Here is a 17000-nt window from a genome sequence, read left to right as displayed (position 1 = left end):
AGGAAATATGACGAAATACATTTTTGTCACGGGTGGTGTAGTTTCTTCGTTAGGAAAAGGCATTACCGCTGCAGCATTAGGGAGATTACTAAAAAACCGTGGGTTTAAAGTAACCATTCAAAAATTTGATCCATATATTAATGTGGATCCCGGAACAATGAGTCCGTATCAACATGGAGAAGTATTTGTTACGGATGACGGCACGGAAACAGATTTGGACTTAGGACATTATGAACGTTTTATTGATATTAATTTGGGGAAGAACTCAAATGTCACGACTGGAAAAATTTATTGGTCCGTTTTACAAAAAGAACGGCATGGTGATTATTTGGGACATACGGTACAAGTTATTCCGCATATCACCAATGAAATTAAAAATCGCGTTGTGCGTGTAGGTGATGATGACAATGCGGATGTCGTTATTACGGAGATTGGTGGTACCGTTGGGGATATAGAAAGCTTACCTTTTTTAGAAGCCATTCGGCAGATAAAAAAAGATGTTGGGCGTAACGATGTATTATACATTCATGTCACGTTAGTGCCATTTATTGGTGCAGCAGGCGAGTTAAAAACTAAGCCAACACAACATAGCGTAAAAGAATTACGTAGTATAGGTATTCAGCCCGATATTATTGTATGTCGGACGGAACATTCTTTATCAGAAGAATTAAAAGAAAAATTGGCTCTTTTCTGTGATATTGAACCAGAAGCGGTCATTGAAAATAAAACGTTAAAAAGCATATATGAAGTCCCTCTTTTATTAGCTAAAGAAGGTATGGATCGTATTGTTTTAGAAAAATTGGCATTGCCGGATAAACCATGCAATATGACTGATTGGGAACAAATGGTACAAGATATTTATCATACGGAACAAGACATTGAAGTGGCGTTAGTAGGTAAATATGTATCGTTGCATGATGCGTATTTAAGCGTGGCGGAAGCCTTAAATCATGCAGGTATTGCGTATAAGGCGAAAGTGAATATTCGGTGGATTGATTCGGAAATGCTCGAAGATGGGCAGTGTTCGGTCGAAGAAATATTCCGTGGTGTCGATGCGATTGTCGTACCGGGGGGCTTTGGCAATCGTGGTATTGAAGGAAAAATCAAAGCTGTACGGTATGCAAGAGAACACAAGGTTCCTTATTTAGGTTTATGCCTCGGCATGCAATGTGCTGTCATGGAATTTGCACGGCATGTCGCCGGTATCAAAGGTGCCACTTCTTCTGAATTTGATGAAACGGCACAACATCCAGTCATTGATTTAATGGCAGATCAGGTTGATGTATCTAACAAGGGAGGTACTATGCGTTTAGGCCTCTATCCTTGCAAAGTAGCAGCAAACACGAAGGCTTATTCAGTTTATCAAGACAAGCTGATTTATGAACGGCATCGTCACCGTTGGGAATTTAATAATAAATATCGGGCACAGCTCGTTGAAGCAGGTCTTATTTTATCGGGAACTTCGCCGAATGATCGCTTAGTAGAAATTGTTGAATTACCTGATCATCCGTGGTTTGTGGGATGCCAATTTCATCCTGAATTTAAATCTCGTCCAACGAAGGCACATCCTTTGTTCAAGGGCTTGATACAAGCGGCGATAGAAGAAAAAAAGAAAAAACCATAGTAGAGAAATATATACGTGGATGGATAAAAATCTCCTTACTAAATAATTTAGTAAGGAGATTTTTTTTAATTATCTTTATATGCTTTTTTTGCATGGATATCTATTTCACAATAAACAGCACCTTTTTGGAAGAAAATTTATGCATGGCGTATTTTACCGTTTTTTTAAAATATGCAAATTAATTCATGTATATGGTTTATGAATAGATTATCTTTTATACGAATGGAAAAGGTTATAGATAACATAATTGCTATTGCAATGCACATTGAATAATAGAATTGATGATGATATAATGTAAACCGAATGAAGGATAACTTGCAAATAACCTGCATAATAATAAACCTTCTCAAAATATTTTTAGTTATATGGCTTATAGCATTTTTTACATTTTTATAGATAAACGTATAACTAAAATCAAGGTGCCCTGTATAAAGATATACAAGGTGCAGCATCTGAGCTTTTTTTGCAACGGTAATTCTTTGCGTTGGCCCTACGGATAGGAGTACTGCCAGAAGAAGGTCGGATTTTGTTTAGTCATGTTTGATAAATCTGGTAATGAGGTGATGGGTAATGTTTAATACCTTTAAACGAGGTGGCGTTCATCCTGCAGATGGGAAAATTTTGGCACGTAATAAGGCAATTGAAGTAGCACCGTTACCGAAACAAGTGGTTGTGCCAATGAGTCAGCATTTTGGGGCTCCATGCAAACCCGTTGTGAAAGTCGGTGATCTCGTAAAAAAAGGGCAGTTGATTGGTACGATTGATGCCTTTTTGCATGCCGATATTCATGCGCCCTTGTCAGGGAAAGTCGTCAAAGTGGCACCGATGCCACATAATACGATGGTAACATGTATGTCTGTCGTGATTGAATCGGATGGTCAAGATGAATGGGTAGAAGGGTTACCGTTACAGCGTGATTGGCAAACGATGTCCCGTGATGCAATCATTCAAGCTATTAAGGACTGTGGTGTCGTGGGTTGTGGTGGGGCGACGTTCCCGGCACATGTAAAATTGGCACCGAATAAACCGGTGGATTCGTTTATTGTCAATGCGGCAGAATGTGAACCCTATTTAACTTGTGACTATCGGGCTATGGTAGAAGAAGAAACGACACAGAAGTTTGTTACGGGTGTACAAATTTGCATGAAAGTATTAGGGGTTTCTAAAGGCTATATTGGAATTGAAGATAATAAACCGGAAGCGATTGAAAATATGAAGACCGCTTTTGCCAATGTGCCGGGGGTTACCGTTGTTACTTGCAAAACAAAATACCCTCAAGGGGCAGAAAAGATGATGATCGAAGCTTGTACCGGTCGGTTGGTAGCACCAGGTGGTTTGCCGATGGATGTTGGTTGTGTGGTAAGTAACATTGGTACGGTCATTGCGATTACCGATGCCGTTTGTCAGGGAATTCCCTTGATTGAACGTATTACAACTGTAACGGGGGATTGTATTACCGAACCGAAAAACTTGTTAGTTCGCGTCGGCACGACGTACGAAGATGCGATTGCTTTTTGTGGCGGTTTCTCCAAGCAACCTGAACGCGTTATTGCGGGCGGGCCGATGATGGGATTTGCCCAATATCAATTAGATATTCCTATTACTAAAGGGGCATCGGGTATTTTGGCGTTGTCGAAAGATAAGTGCGATGAACGCGAAGAAGAACCGTGTATTCGTTGCGGACGGTGTGTCGAAGCTTGTCCTATGGGTCTTGTCCCTAGTCAGCTTAGTATTTTTTCTTCACGCGAAGCATGGGAAGAATGTAAAGATTATGGCGTTATGAATTGCGTCGAATGCGGTAGCTGTGTCTTTGTCTGTCCAGCAAAACGTAACTTGGTGCAATATTTCCGCAATGCGAAAGGCCAATTAAAAATGATCCAGCAGGCTGCTCAACAAAAAGCAGCAAAAGGCTGAGAATAAAAGGAAGAAGGGATAGCATGAGTCCAGATATGAAAGGACAACATCCAGGAATGGATGGGAAAGAGATAAAACAACAGATGTTGACCGTATCTTCTTCACCCCATGTCCGTGATAAGGAATCTATTCGTAAAATTATGTGGAATGTTATTGCCGCATTAGTGCCAGCCGCAGCCTTTGGGGTATATCATTTTGGTATGAATGGGTTGATTAACATTATTGTGGCCATTGTATCAGCTGTTGTATTTGAATTTTTGTGGGAAAAATTAATGCATCAACGAATCACTATTACGGATGGGAGTGCCGTGATAACAGGGTTGCTGTTAGCGATGTGTTGCCCCCCGAATTTGCCGTGGTGGATGGCTATTATCGGTTCCTTTTTAGCTATCGTTGTCTGTAAGCAGTCTATGGGTGGATTGGGATATAACCTCTTTAATCCTGCCCATGTAGGTCGTGCTGGTTTGATGGTATCGTGGCCTATTGCGATGACGACATGGACCCGGATGAATGGTTCTGTTGCCGATATGGCATCAAGTTCATCTGTTGATGCCCTGGCTAGTGCAACGCCGTTAAATGTATTAAAACATGGTGGTACAGATTCCCTGTTTCAGTTGTTTGGAACAAATGATTGGATGAGTATTTATAAAAGCATGTTTTTAGGCTTCCGTAGTGGGTCTTTAGGTGAAACCTCAACGGTGTTATTGTTGATTGGCGGTATTTATTTAATTTATAAAGGCTATATAAAATGGCAAGTTCCCGTTGTGATGATTGCTACGGTTGGTATTTTAATGGGCTTGATTGCCGGCGATGCACATTTAGCACTATTTCATATGATGGCTGGCGGTTTGATTATTGGTGCTTTCTTTATGGCAACAGATATGGTTACCGCTCCTATTACCTTAAAAGGGCAGATTATTTTTGCTTTTGGTTGTGGTCTTATTACGGTTCTCATTCGTCAATTAGGCGGATATCCTGAAGGCGTTTGTTATTCTATTCTTTTGATGAATGCGTTGACTCCGTTAATTGATCGGGCCGTTAAACCAAAAGTATTTGGTACGGTGAAAAAGGGGGCGAAATAATATGAGCGAACAACAACAACAAGAACATAGCTTGGTTAAAATTGCAATGAATCTTATTTTAACATGTTTAGTTTCGGGATGTATTATTGGCTTGGTCTTCTTTATTACTGGTCCAACGGCGAAAGCAAAAGCCGAACAAATGAAAGAAGAATCGATGCGTGGGTTAGTACCACAGGCAGATACGTTTACACCTGTTGCCGGGGAAAAAGACACGTTTGTAGCGGAAAAAGGTGGTAAAAAAATCGCGTATATTATTCCGACTGCACCGAAGGGATATGGCGGTCCTATCAAAATGTTGACGGCCGTTAGCGTTGATGGCATCGTGTTAGACTATGTTGCCTTAGAAGCGAATGAAACACCGGGCTTAGGTGATAGAGGTGCGAAAGAACCCTTTAAAAGTCAATTAAAAGGGAAAAAAGTAGAAGGATTGGAAGTTACCAAAGATCCTAATCAAAAAGATAAGGTACAAGCAATGACTGGTGCTACCATTTCTTCTCGGGCCTTTACGTTAGGGGTAAAACAAGCTGTCGAAAAAGCAGCCACGATAGGAGGGAAATCATAATGAATCTTTGGAAAGTATTTAGCCGAGGCATTATTGAAGAAAACCCGTATTTTGTCCTGGCACTTAGCTTATGTCCTGGGCTTGCCGTTACGACTAGCGTGATTAACGGGTTGACCATGGGGCTTACCGTATGGTTTGTTATCACCTCAAATAACGTGGTTGTATCTATTATCCGTCGGATGATAAATAAAAAGGTGCGTGTACCTGTATATATTACCTGTATTGCGACAATCGTTACGTGTGTACAATTGGTATTACAAGCCTATGCACCGGAATTATACAAGGCCTTAGGGGTATACTTGGATTTGGTTGTCGTTTTTGCGATTATTTTAGCTCGTGCTGAATCGGTAGCTTCTAAAAATGGCATTGTCGTATCTTTCTTAGATGGGATGGGCATGGGTGTCGGATTTACTGGTGCCATGCTGATTATTTCCGTTATTCGTGAATTACTGGGCAACGGCACACTCTTAGGAATCCCTATGTTTGGTTCATGGTATCAACCTGCTCTTATTTTAGCCTTACCACCAGGAGCGTTCATGCTGATCGGTTTCTTTATGGCAGGCATTAAGATGTGGAATGATGCACGAGAAAAAGCAAAACAAATGAAAGGGAGTGAAGGATAATGGGCGAATACTTTACCTTATTTATTGGGGCAGTGTTGATTAATAACTTCGTCTTAACAAAATTCCTTGGCCTTTGTATTTTCTTTGGGGTTTCTAAGAATTTAAATGCCTCTATTGGGATGGGCTTTGCCGTAACATCGGTTATTACCATGAGTACGGTATTGGCGTGGTTACTATATAATTATGTACTCATGCCGTTGGATTTAACCTTCTTACGTACCATATCCTTTGTGGTACTTATTGCTAGTTTCGTACAACTATTGGAAATTATTATAAAAAAGATGTCACCAACCTTATATAACATGTGGGGCATTTATTTAATGTTAATTGCAACAAACTGTATCGTTCTTTCCGTACCCGTTATTAGTATTACCAATCACTATGGTTTCTTAGAAAATCTCGTGTTTGCTATCGGTTCGGGGCTAGGTTTTGCGTTGGCATTAGTTCTCATGGCAAGTTGCCGTGAAAAATTAGACTATGCAGCTGTACCGGCCGCTCTACGAGGCACACCTATTGCCTTTATTGTAGCGGGTATGTTGGCGCTAGCTTTCCTTGGATTCTCGGGTATGATATAATGGAGAGGAGTTGGAATTAATATCATGGAATATACACAAATAGCTCTTTCAGCTGTGCTTATTATGACCTGTATCGGTGGTGTGTTTGGCTTTATTTTGGCCTTTGCCGATAAGAAATTTGCAATGGAAGAAAACCCGTTGATCGGGGAAGTAGAAGAAGCGTTGCCGAAGGGACAATGTGGGGCATGTGGTTTTGCCGGTTGTGCAAAATACGCCGAAGCGGTAGTGTTAGATCCTGATGTAGCACCGAATCTTTGTGTACCAGGGAAAAAAGAAGTTGCCGATATTGTAGCTAGCTTAACGGGAAAAATTGCAGAAGAAACGGAACCTCAATTTGCTCATATTCGCTGTAATGGTGGCTTAGGTATCGCTAAAGTAGCCTTTGAATATAAAGGGATACATGATTGTGCTGCGGCCAAATTAGTACAACAAGGACCTAAATTCTGTAAATTTGGTTGCTTGGGATTTGGCAATTGTGTGCGTAGCTGTCCGTTTGGCGCGATGTCGATGGGAGTAGATGGCTTACCCGTTGTGGACAAAAAACTTTGTACGGGCTGTGGTAAGTGTGCCTCCATTTGTCCTAATCACGTGATCGAACTCTTGCCGTTTAGTGCACCCGTTAGCGTGAGCTGCTCATCGAAAGAAATGGGTGCTGTCGCGAAGAAAAACTGTTCTTCCGCTTGCATTGGTTGTGGGTTGTGTATGCGTAATTGTTCTCATGAAGGCGGCGTAAAGGTAGTTGACCATTTGGCCGTTATTAATCCGGCTATTTGTCACACCTGTGAAGAAGCCACCTGTATTACAAAGTGTCCGACAAAAGCGATTGCGGCATTAGTAGCAACGCCAAAGAGGGCAGAAAAGATTGGATAGATAAAGGAGAATAAAATGGGAAAAAAACGATATGTTACCATTTGGTTGGTACTGTCGCTTTTCCTCTTAGTGGGCTGCTCTGGATGTGGAATATCACATTCGGAGCAGTTTTTTGATAGAAGTGGGGTTGCTATGGATACGACCATTTCTTTGCGAGCAGCTGGGGGAGAAGCACAACAAGCAATTGATGAAAGTTTTGCAAGTATCGAGAAGTTGGATCGGTTAGCAAGTACAAACAATCCGAATAGTGATGTTAGTAAGATTAATCGGGCTGCCGGGAAAGACTATGTTTCGGTTGATCCGATGATCTATGAAATGATTGCTTTGTCAAAATCATATGCCGCGAAAAGTAATGGTTCTTTTGATATTACCGTAGGCATATTTACGCGGTTATGGGATATTGGTAATCCCGATCAACACATTCCTTCACCTAAGTCCATACGAGATAATTTGCAATATGTCAATTATCAGGATATTTTATTGCGGCCGACAGATCACGCTGTAAAATTAGCGAAACCGGGTATGTACATTGATTTAGGGGGAGTAGCCAAGGGGTATGCCGTAGACGTTGTGCGAGATATATATAAACGTCATCATGTACAACAAGGGCTGATTAATTTAGGTGCCAGTTCCATGTTTGCTCTGGGAAAAAATGCCAAACAAACGGAATGGAATATCGGCATTAAGCATCCGCGATCGGATGAAGACGGTAATTATTTAGGCATCATAAAAATAGAAAATCAATTTTTATCTACATCGGGTGATTATGAACGTTATTTTATTAAAAACGGGGTACGTTATCATCACATTTTTGATCCCAAGACGGGGTATCCTGCACGTAGTGGCGTGATAAGCGATTCTATTATTATTCAAGAGGATATACCTCATGCTGGTATTCTAAGCGACATATTAACCACGGTAGTGTTCGTTCTAGGTCCACAAAAAGGGTTAGCTTTTATTCAAAATATGCCGGGGGTAGAATGTGAAATTACGGGTGAAAATGGTATCCTTTATATGACGGAAGGATTTAAACAACGGACATCTGATATTAATCAAGATTTTCGCTTGTCTTCATAGGAGTACGTTGAACAGAAAATCTTAATTGTGATAAAATATATAAATTTTGATTTTTATTATTAATTCTGTAAAAAAATATTTACTTTTTACCTGTAATGTATGATAATATATTATAAGTAATATTTATCGTTATTTTTATATACGTATAAATAATAGAAATATTTGGCAGAGGATGGTAGTGTTATGGATCATATCGATGATAAAATTTTGACAATTTTGAAAAAGAATGGCAAGGCTTCCGCTACGGAAATTAGTAAAGTGGTAGGACTTTCTATACCCGCTGTGGCAGAGCGTATTCGTAAGATGGAGCATAGCGGTATTATTCAAGGGTATGGTGCGAAGATAAGCCGCCGTAAAACAGGGTATAATGTGACGGCGTTTATTATGGTTAATTTGGAACGGTCTGGTGAAGTAGAAGAGTTCCGCGACAATATTATGCGCTTCCCTCAAGTATTGGAATGTCACCATATTGTAGGTGCATTTGATTATTTATTGAAAGTGTTGGTGAAAACACCGGATGATTTAGAACATTTTCTCATGGATGAACTGAACGAAATTCCATCGGTAGCAGCATCGCAGACCTTTATGTGTTTGTCGACTAGTAAAGAAGAATGGAACGTATAAGCTAATATATTGTTTTATCTATCATTATATGTATCGGCATGTTGGGATAAGCGGCATGCCGATTTTTTTTAGGTCAAGGGTACGTAAAAAGTAGGTATTTGACCGCAAGTAAAGACGTGGATATAATGGAAATACAGGCGGATAGGCGGCCTGTATTTTTTAGAAATTATAGAGGTGTGTGTATGAGTAGTATACGAGTACAGCAATTAGGTAAGTCCTTTGGCATCCATACCATTTTTTCGGATGTATCGTTTTCACTACATCGGGGTGAGCGATTAGGCCTTGTTGGTGCCAATGGTGAGGGAAAGTCAACACTGTTGATGTGTTTATTAGGGTTAGAAGAAGTGGATACGGGGAATATAGCCGTAGAAGAGGGGGATACGATTGGGTATTTACAACAACAGATTACCTATGATCCATCCTTGCGAGTACGTGATGTTATCAAAGAAGCATGGCAAGATATTATGCAGCTGGAAGATAAATTACATGCTACCGAACAAGCCTTGCAAGATCAGCCGCAAGATGAACACTTGATGGCACGATATGCACGGTTGCAGGAGCGATTTGAATGGCTTGGTGGTTTTTCGTATGAAAGCATGTCGCGTAAAATTATGGCTGGCTTAGGCTTTCAAGAAGAAGACTGGGATAGACATATACAAGATTTTTCGGGCGGTCAAAAAACGCGGATTAATTTGGCCAGGGCGTTGGTCAGATGTCCTGATTACTTATTTTTAGATGAACCGACAAACCATTTGGATGTGGATATGTTGGAATGGTTAGAAACGTATTTATTATCTTATAGGGGAGGTATGATTATCGTTTCCCATGACCGTTATTTTTTAGATCGCGTGGCAACGGGTATACTTTCCCTTTCTAAGGGGACCATCAAAAAATATAAAGGTAATTACACGGCGTATGTGAAGAAACGACAGGCAGAACAAGAAGCCCATGCCAAAGCATATGCGAAGCAACAAGAAAAAATTCATGCAACCGAGGCGTATATTCAAAAGTACAAAGCTGGTATTAAAGCCAAGCAAGCACGGGGAAGACAATCCCAATTAGATCGGTTAGTGAGGTTGGAAGCGGATGTTCCTGACGAAACGTTACAATTTTCATTTACCCGGCCGAGTGAATGCGGACAAAAGGTTTTAGTCCTCGATGATGTAGGTGGACAGGTTGGCGATCATTCCTTGTTTAATCATCTTTCGGCTTTGTTGCGGCGTGGCGAGCGGGTGGCTTTAATTGGTCCGAATGGTATTGGTAAATCATCCTTGCTGAAAATGGTGATGGGCGAATTAAAGCCTACATCGGGGCATATTGTTCTAGGTAGCCGTGTTTCTATTGGTTATTTTTCGCAAGAACGCACGGATTTGCACGGGGCATGGTCTATTGTGGAAGAAATTATGCAATCCTTTTCGTATAGTGAAGATCAGGCACGGTTGATTTTGGGACGGTTTCTCTTTCATGGCGATGAGGTGTATAAGACGATTGACTCTTTAAGTGGTGGTGAACAAGCACGTGTGGCATTGCTCAAACTTTTTTTAGCCGCACCAAATGTACTGTTGTTGGACGAACCCACGAATCATTTAGACATTCCTACGCGGGAAATATTGGAAGAGGCCTTATTGGAGTTTGGCGGCACCTATCTTATCGTTTCCCATGATCGGTATTTTTTAGATAAAGTAACGAATAAAACATGGGTATTGGCACCACAAGGGGTGACCGAATATATGGGCAATTATTCGTATTATCGAGAAAAATGGAACGATCAGCAAGAAGCATTAATGCTTGCGGTTAAGCCGACACGGGATATGGGTAAGGTAATGCATACGGACACTGGCAAAAAAGAACCGTCTTCACAGCCGGTTAAAAAAAAGATACATGGCAATGCTAAAAAGATAGAAGAAGTGGAGTTAAAAATTGCTGAATTGGAAGCTACGGTCACGATGTACGAAGTACAACTCAATATGCCCGAAAATCAAGTTGATAACAAACGATTTATGGAAATACATCAGGCCTATGAAGAAACAAAAAAGAAATTAGACGCACTTTATGAAACATGGGAGATGTTAGCTGAATAATTTTATAAAGTGAAAACAAACACAAACTTTACAAAATATAATAATATGCTATACTATACAAAATTGTATATATACGTATTATGGAAAGGAAGGGATCCTATGGCTATACGGTTTAACGAAGTTACTGACGAAGTAGTACAAGCACTGCAAGCAATCGTTGGCGAAAAATATGTTAAAACAGATGAAGAATATAGAACAAAATATCAAACAGATGAAGAAGGTAACTCTTACTTTTTTCATAAACCCGAAGTGGTAGTATTTCCTAAAACAACGGAAGAAGTAGCAGCTATTGTCTGTCTGGCGAATAAAAAGTTGATTCCTATTACTCCGCGAAGTGCCGGTACAGGCGTGGCATGTGGGGCGATTCCTATCTATCATGGTATCGTGTTGGCCTTAGAACGGATGAATAAAATTATAACGCTTGATGCGGAAAACATGTATGCTGTATGTCAGACGGGCGTATTAACGGGTGTATTGCAAGAAGAAGCGAGAAAACATGGTCTTTTATATGCAGGTGATCCATCTAGCTCGGAAAGTTGTCAACTTGGCGGTAATGTCGCAAGCAATGCAGGTGGAAATAAGGCCGTTAAATATGGTACGACACGGCATCAAATATATAGTTTGAAAGTCGTTACGCCGACAGGCGATATCGTAACCGTTGGTGGACGCTTGGCAAAGTGTTCGACTGGTCTTTGCTTAGAACAGTTAATTGCTGGTTCAGAAGGCATTTTAGGGGTAATTACGGAAGTAACCGTACGATTAAAACCGTTGCCACCGTATAACTTCAATATGGTTTGTGTATTTGAGAAAGATGACGATGCGTTTGCGTTACCGAATAAAATTTTAAAAGCCGGTATTGATCCGACCAGTATTGAATACATGGACAAAGAAGCATTGCAAATGACGTGTAAATTCTTGGATATGACGATGCCGCATGTACAAGAAGGATGTTCATACGTTATTGTTACGGTAGAAACGTTTGACGAAGATGAACTTGATAGAAAGATGGCCGTTCTTTGCGATTTAGCGGAAAATAATGGTTCGATTGATGAATTTGAAGCGGACAAACGGATTTGGAAATTGCGTAAACAGTTTGCTGAAGCGGCACGTAATATAGACATTATGTATCAAGCAGAAGACTTTGTTGTACCGTTGGATAAAATTCACGATATTACAGGGCAACTTCCGGAATTACGCCAAAAATATGACCTATATTGCGTTACAGTAGCACATATTGGCGATGGTAATATCCATGTATTGCCCTTGAATCATAGGGGGTTATCGCCGGAAGCATGGCATGAAAAAATACAAGCCTTTCATCGGGACTTATTCCCGCGTGTATATGCTTTAGGTGGCAAGATGTCAGGGGAACACGGCATTGGCTATAAAAAAAGAGATGATTTTATACGTTGTACATCGAAAGAAGAAGTGCAGCTCATTCGGGCCATTAAAAAAGCGTGGGATCCCAATGGTATTATGAATCCGGGTAAAATTATTCCGTTGGAGGAAGCATAATAGAAATAGATAAAGAAACAGGGGAGAAAAAAACACCTCGTGCATGACACGAGGTGTTTTTTGTAGAGGTTTTTAGTTTACACATTGAAGCGGAAATACGTAACGTCTCCATCCTTCATGATGTAGTCTTTGCCTTCTAAACGAACCAAGCCTTTTTCCTTTGCGGCTTGTTCGCTACCACAAGCAATAAGATCTTCATAGGAAACAATTTCAGCACGAATAAAACCACGTTCGATATCCGTATGAATTTTTCCCGCTGCTTTTGGGGCTTTAGTACCATTGACAATGGTCCAAGCACGAACTTCATCAGCACCAGCGGTGAAGAAATTGATTAATCCCAATAAGGTATACGAAGCCTTGATAACTCGATCCAAACCCGATTCGGTTAAGCCTAACTCAGCTAAAAAGGAGGTCCCTTCTTCTGGCGATAATTCGGCTATTTCCGCTTCGATTTTAGCAGAAACCGCAACGACTTGTGCTTGTTCGTGAGTGGCAAATTCGATCAAGCGTTGCACATACGGATTATCTTCAGGGTGGGCAGCTTCTTCTTCGGCGACATTAGCTATATAAATAATCGGTTTGGCCGTTAAGAGATTTAATTCTTTTACCCATTGCCAATCATCTTCGGTAAGCGAGGCTGTACGTGCTGGTTTTCCCTCTTCGAGGGTTTTTAACACGACAGTTAAGACAGAAGCTTCGGCTTTCGCTTGTTTATCACCACAAGTGGCAATTTTGCTAATCCGATCTAAGCGACGTTGGGCCACTTCGATATCGGCAAGACATAATTCAGTATTGATAATATCAATGTCGCGAATGGGATCAACCGAACCGGCGACATGGGTGATATTCGCATCATCAAAGCAACGAACGACTTCGGCAATGGCATCTGTCTCGCGAATATGGCTAAGGAATTTATTACCCAAGCCTTCACCACTGGCAGCACCAGCTACGAGACCGGCAATATCGACAAAGCGCATGACCGCTGGAATGGTCTTTTTAGGATGATACATGTTGGTTAATACGTCAATTCGTTCATCCGGTACTTCGACAACACCGACATTTGGTTCAATCGTGCAGAAAGGATAATTGGCTGCTTCTGCACCAGCTTTTGTAATCGCATTAAATAACGTGCTTTTGCCTACATTGGGAAGCCCGACGATTCCTACTTCTAAATTGGTACTCACTGTTATACCACCTTTATTTGCATAATTTTAAATCGGCTATACGTGCGATGGCAGCTGCGGTATTTTCTTTCGTGCCAAATGCGGTTAAGCGTAAATAGCCTTCCCCATGCGGGCCAAACCCTTCGCCGGGAGTGGTTACGACATGGGCTTTTTCTAATAAGAGATCAAAAAATTCCCAACTCTTCATTTGATGAGGTGTTTGTACCCACGCATAAGGGGAGTTGGTTGCACCATATACGGTATATCCTGCGGCGATCAAGCCATCACGAATGGTATGGGCATTGTCCATGTAATAGTTGACATCAGCTTGGCATTGTGCCCACCCTTCAGGCGAATAATACGCTTCAGCTGCCCGTTGGATTACATAGGGGGTACCGTTAAAGAACGTGCATTGACGTCGATTCCAAAGCGGATTTAAGGATACGGCTTTGCCATCTTTGGTATAGGCCTTGCATGCATGCGGAACGACGACATAAGCACAACGCGTTCCCGTAAAGCCGGCACACTTGGAAAAAGAACGTAATTCAATTGCGATTTCTTTTGCCCCGTCAATTTCAAAAATGCTATGCGGTATATCTTCTTCTGTAATATATGTTTCGTAGGCTGAATCATAGATAATAATAAAATTTTGGTCATGGGCTGCTTTTACCCACGTTTCTAATTCAGCTTTTGACATAGCTGTCCCCGTAGGATTGCTCGGGTTACAAAGATAGACGATATCTACTTTTTCTGTTGGCGGTTGTGCTTTAAAGCCATTTTCAGCCGTGCAAGGCAGGTAGACGACCTGTTCATAAATACCTTTATCGGCAAGATAATTGCCTGTATGTCCGACCATTACATTGGAATCTAAATAAACGGGATAGACAGGATCGGCTACGGCAAATTTCAAATCTTGTCCGAAGATTTCTTGAATACAAGCGACATCCGTTTTAGCACCGTCACTGACAAATACTTCATCGAGATCTAAGGAAATATTGCGACGGTGATAATCACCTTTTATAATGGCTTGACGTAAAAAGTCATATCCCTGTTCGGGACCATAGCCGCGGAAGGTATCAGCATGACCCATTTCATCTACGGCTTTATGCATTGCCTGAATAATCGCAGGTGCTAATGGACGAGTAACGTCCCCAATACCCAAGCGAATAATAGACGCATCGGGGTGATGTTTAGAAAATTCAGCAACTTTTTGTGCGATAGAAGCAAACAAATAATTTCCAGGAAGTTTTAAATAATTTTCATTTACGTGAGCCATAACAAGCCCTCCTTATTCTTTCATACATAGTAACACCCTTTATTCTACTACATAGGAGGGGAATTGAAAAGAAAAAAAACAAGGATGATTATCCTATTCATAACGAAGTGCTTCAATAGGATCTTTGCGAGCCGCTTTGCGTGCAGGATATAAACCAAAAAACAGGCCAATAATGAGGGTAACTGAAAAGGAAAGAAAAATAGGATAAGGTGTAATTTGGGTTACCATATTCGGATTGAGGGAAGGTAAGATGTTGGCGATGGTAATACCAAAGAGAATGCCGATTAGCCCGCCGACGATACTCATGATAATCGCTTCGATTAAAAATTGAATTAAGATGGTACGAACGGTTGCTCCCAAGGCTTTGCGAATACCGATTTCACGCGTTCGTTCTGTGACGGATACGAGCATGATATTCATAATGCCAATTCCCCCGACCAGTAGGGAAATGCTGGCAATACTACCCAAAAATAAGGTTAACGTGGCCGTGTTTTTTTGGAGTGTCTTTAATAAACTTTTTAAGGTATCTACGGTAAAATCATCGGGCTTTCCTGGCAGAATATGATGGCGCTGACGGAGCAAGGAAATCGTACTGCCCTTCACCATATCAATGGTTAAAGGGGAATCCGTTTCGATATTAATGGCATGGATATAATCAATGCCCATTAAGCGTTCTTGTGCTGTCGTTAAGGGAATGAGGGCTACATCATCTTGATCTTCGCCCCAAATGGAAGGACCTTTTTTCTCTAAGACACCAATAATATGATAGGGCTGATTATTTAAGCGGAGCGTTTTTCCTACGGGATTTTGCCTGCCAAACAATTTGGTAGCTACGGTTTGTCCGATGACTATGGTCCGACTGCGTGTATTCATATCGTCCGTAGAAATAAAGGTTCCCGATATTACGTTGGTATTGCGGACAGAAAGAAAAGACGGGGTTACGCCGTACATCGAGGTCGTTCGATTTTTGTTTCCTGCTACGAGTAATACCGATTGAGAAACCAGAGGAGAAATATGTTTAATATGCGGAAGCTCTTTAGAGATAGCCAGGGTATCAGCCAGTGTGAGCGAATGATTATCGGCTTCGGCTGTTTCATCGGGAGAAGCATTATTGCCTGGGGTGATGATGATCATATTACTTCCCATGCTGGCAATGGAATTAGTGATACTCTGTTTGACCCCCATGCCAATGGAAATCATGATGATAACCGAGGCAACGCCAATAATCATGCCGAGCATCGTCAAGGTCGTACGTAGTTTATTAGCTAACAGGGAAGCAAAGGCAATGGATACACTTTCTTTAAATAACATGGATGGCACCTCCTTTTCGTTCGTCATGTGTGATAGCACCATCTTGTAAGAGTAAGCACCGTTCTGCACGAGCGGCGATTTCCGGTTCATGCGTTACTAATATAATCGTTTTTTGTTGTCGATGTAATGATTCAAAAATATCCATAATTTCGCCAGTAGAACGGGTATCTAAATTTCCCGTCGGTTCATCGGCCATGATGATCGCCGGGTCGTGAATTAAGGCACGGGCAATGGCAACTCGCTGTCGTTGACCACCGGATAATTCGGTGGGTTTGTGATGCATCCATTTTTCCAGACCCACGGATGATAATAAAGCAGCGGCCTTTTGTTCCCGTTCTTTTTTAGGAACACCTGCATAGATGAGGGGTAAAGCGACATTTGCAAGGGAGGATATACGTGGCAACAGATTAAAATTTTGAAAGACGAAGCCGATATCGCAATTCCTTGTTTTTGCCAGTTCATCATCCGATAAATGGGCGACTTCGCGACCATTTAATTGATATGAGCCGGAATCAGGGCGATCCAAACAGCCGAGGATATTCATGAGCGTTGATTTACCTGAGCCCGAAGGACCTACTAATGCTGTAAATTCACCCTTTTCGACAACTAAGTGAATATTATGTAAGGCCGTAAATAAGGTGTTCCCTATATGATAGGTTTTTTTTATATCCCGAAGGGTAATAATTGCTTGTTTCATCGTGTA

General features: G+C 41.2%; 15 protein-coding genes. 11 read left to right on the top strand and 4 right to left on the bottom strand.

Annotated features, from left to right (window positions below; genetic code table 11):
• The first annotated feature begins 7 nt into the window (after positions 1-7).
• From HMPREF3182_RS00495 to HMPREF3182_RS00445, 11 genes are all read left to right on the top strand, one after another.
• Positions 8-1624 (top strand): CTP synthase, encoded by a 1617-nt coding sequence (locus HMPREF3182_RS00495; protein ID WP_062484890.1) that lies wholly within the window; start codon positions 8-10, stop codon positions 1622-1624.
• A 570-nt stretch (positions 1625-2194) separates the two neighbouring features.
• On the top strand, positions 2195-3538 hold the full coding sequence (gene rsxC, locus HMPREF3182_RS00490; RefSeq protein WP_062484888.1) for an electron transport complex subunit RsxC: 1344 nt from the start codon (positions 2195-2197) through the stop codon (positions 3536-3538).
• Positions 3539-3561: 23 nt separating this feature from the next.
• Positions 3562-4620: an RnfABCDGE type electron transport complex subunit D gene (locus tag HMPREF3182_RS00485; protein ID WP_007392912.1), complete on the top strand. Its 1059-nt coding sequence runs from the start codon at positions 3562-3564 to the stop codon at positions 4618-4620.
• Between the two features lies 1 nt (position 4621).
• Positions 4622-5182: an RnfABCDGE type electron transport complex subunit G gene (locus HMPREF3182_RS00480; protein WP_062484886.1), complete on the top strand. Its 561-nt coding sequence runs from the start codon at positions 4622-4624 to the stop codon at positions 5180-5182.
• Positions 5182-5805 (top strand): electron transport complex subunit RsxE, encoded by a 624-nt coding sequence (rsxE, locus tag HMPREF3182_RS00475; RefSeq protein ID WP_062484884.1) that lies wholly within the window; start codon positions 5182-5184, stop codon positions 5803-5805. The genes HMPREF3182_RS00480 and rsxE overlap by 1 nt, the downstream gene beginning before the upstream one ends.
• Complete coding sequence (locus HMPREF3182_RS00470) at positions 5805-6380, top strand: electron transport complex protein RnfA (protein WP_007392895.1); 576 nt, start codon at positions 5805-5807, stop codon at positions 6378-6380. The genes rsxE and HMPREF3182_RS00470 overlap by 1 nt, the downstream gene beginning before the upstream one ends.
• A 24-nt stretch (positions 6381-6404) precedes the next feature.
• Positions 6405-7250, top strand: a complete 846-nt coding sequence (rnfB, locus tag HMPREF3182_RS00465) for an RnfABCDGE type electron transport complex subunit B (RefSeq protein WP_007392852.1) — start codon at positions 6405-6407, stop codon at positions 7248-7250.
• 15 nt (positions 7251-7265) lie between these two features.
• Entirely contained in the window at positions 7266-8327 is a 1062-nt protein-coding gene (locus HMPREF3182_RS00460; protein ID WP_062484882.1) for an FAD:protein FMN transferase, read from the top strand.
• Between the two features lie 183 nt (positions 8328-8510).
• Entirely contained in the window at positions 8511-8951 is a 441-nt protein-coding gene (locus HMPREF3182_RS00455; protein WP_007392889.1) for an Lrp/AsnC family transcriptional regulator, read from the top strand.
• 182 nt (positions 8952-9133) lie between these two features.
• On the top strand, positions 9134-11032 hold the full coding sequence (gene abc-f, locus HMPREF3182_RS00450; RefSeq protein WP_062484881.1) for a ribosomal protection-like ABC-F family protein: 1899 nt from the start codon (positions 9134-9136) through the stop codon (positions 11030-11032).
• Positions 11033-11131: 99 nt separating this feature from the next.
• Positions 11132-12547, top strand: a complete 1416-nt coding sequence (locus HMPREF3182_RS00445; protein WP_062484880.1) for an FAD-binding oxidoreductase — start codon at positions 11132-11134, stop codon at positions 12545-12547.
• A 77-nt stretch (positions 12548-12624) separates the two neighbouring features.
• On the opposite strand, the gene ychF is transcribed toward HMPREF3182_RS00445, so the two are convergent.
• The 4 genes from ychF to HMPREF3182_RS00425 all read right to left on the bottom strand — a co-directional run bounded on the left by ychF (position 12625) and on the right by HMPREF3182_RS00425 (position 16994).
• Positions 12625-13731, bottom strand: coding sequence for a redox-regulated ATPase YchF (ychF, locus tag HMPREF3182_RS00440; RefSeq protein WP_007392924.1), 1107 nt, complete (start codon positions 13729-13731; stop codon positions 12625-12627).
• Between the two features lie 13 nt (positions 13732-13744).
• A complete protein-coding gene (locus HMPREF3182_RS00435; RefSeq protein ID WP_007392874.1) occupies positions 13745-14986 on the bottom strand; it encodes an LL-diaminopimelate aminotransferase in 1242 nt (413 codons plus the stop codon).
• Between the two features lie 93 nt (positions 14987-15079).
• Complete coding sequence (locus HMPREF3182_RS00430) at positions 15080-16297, bottom strand: ABC transporter permease (RefSeq protein ID WP_062484878.1); 1218 nt, start codon at positions 16295-16297, stop codon at positions 15080-15082.
• Positions 16287-16994 carry an ABC transporter ATP-binding protein gene (locus HMPREF3182_RS00425; protein WP_062484876.1) on the bottom strand — a complete coding sequence of 236 codons (708 nt, stop codon included), beginning with the start codon at positions 16992-16994 and terminating at the stop codon, positions 16287-16289. The genes HMPREF3182_RS00430 and HMPREF3182_RS00425 overlap by 11 nt, the downstream gene beginning before the upstream one ends.
• Positions 16995-17000: the final 6 nt, after the last annotated feature.

The organism is Megasphaera hutchinsoni (assembly GCF_001553405.1).
Taxonomy (GTDB): domain Bacteria; phylum Bacillota; class Negativicutes; order Veillonellales; family Megasphaeraceae; genus Megasphaera; species Megasphaera hutchinsoni.
The sequence above is the reverse complement of the archived record's forward strand: the minus strand, read 5'-3'. Positions and strand labels throughout refer to the sequence as shown.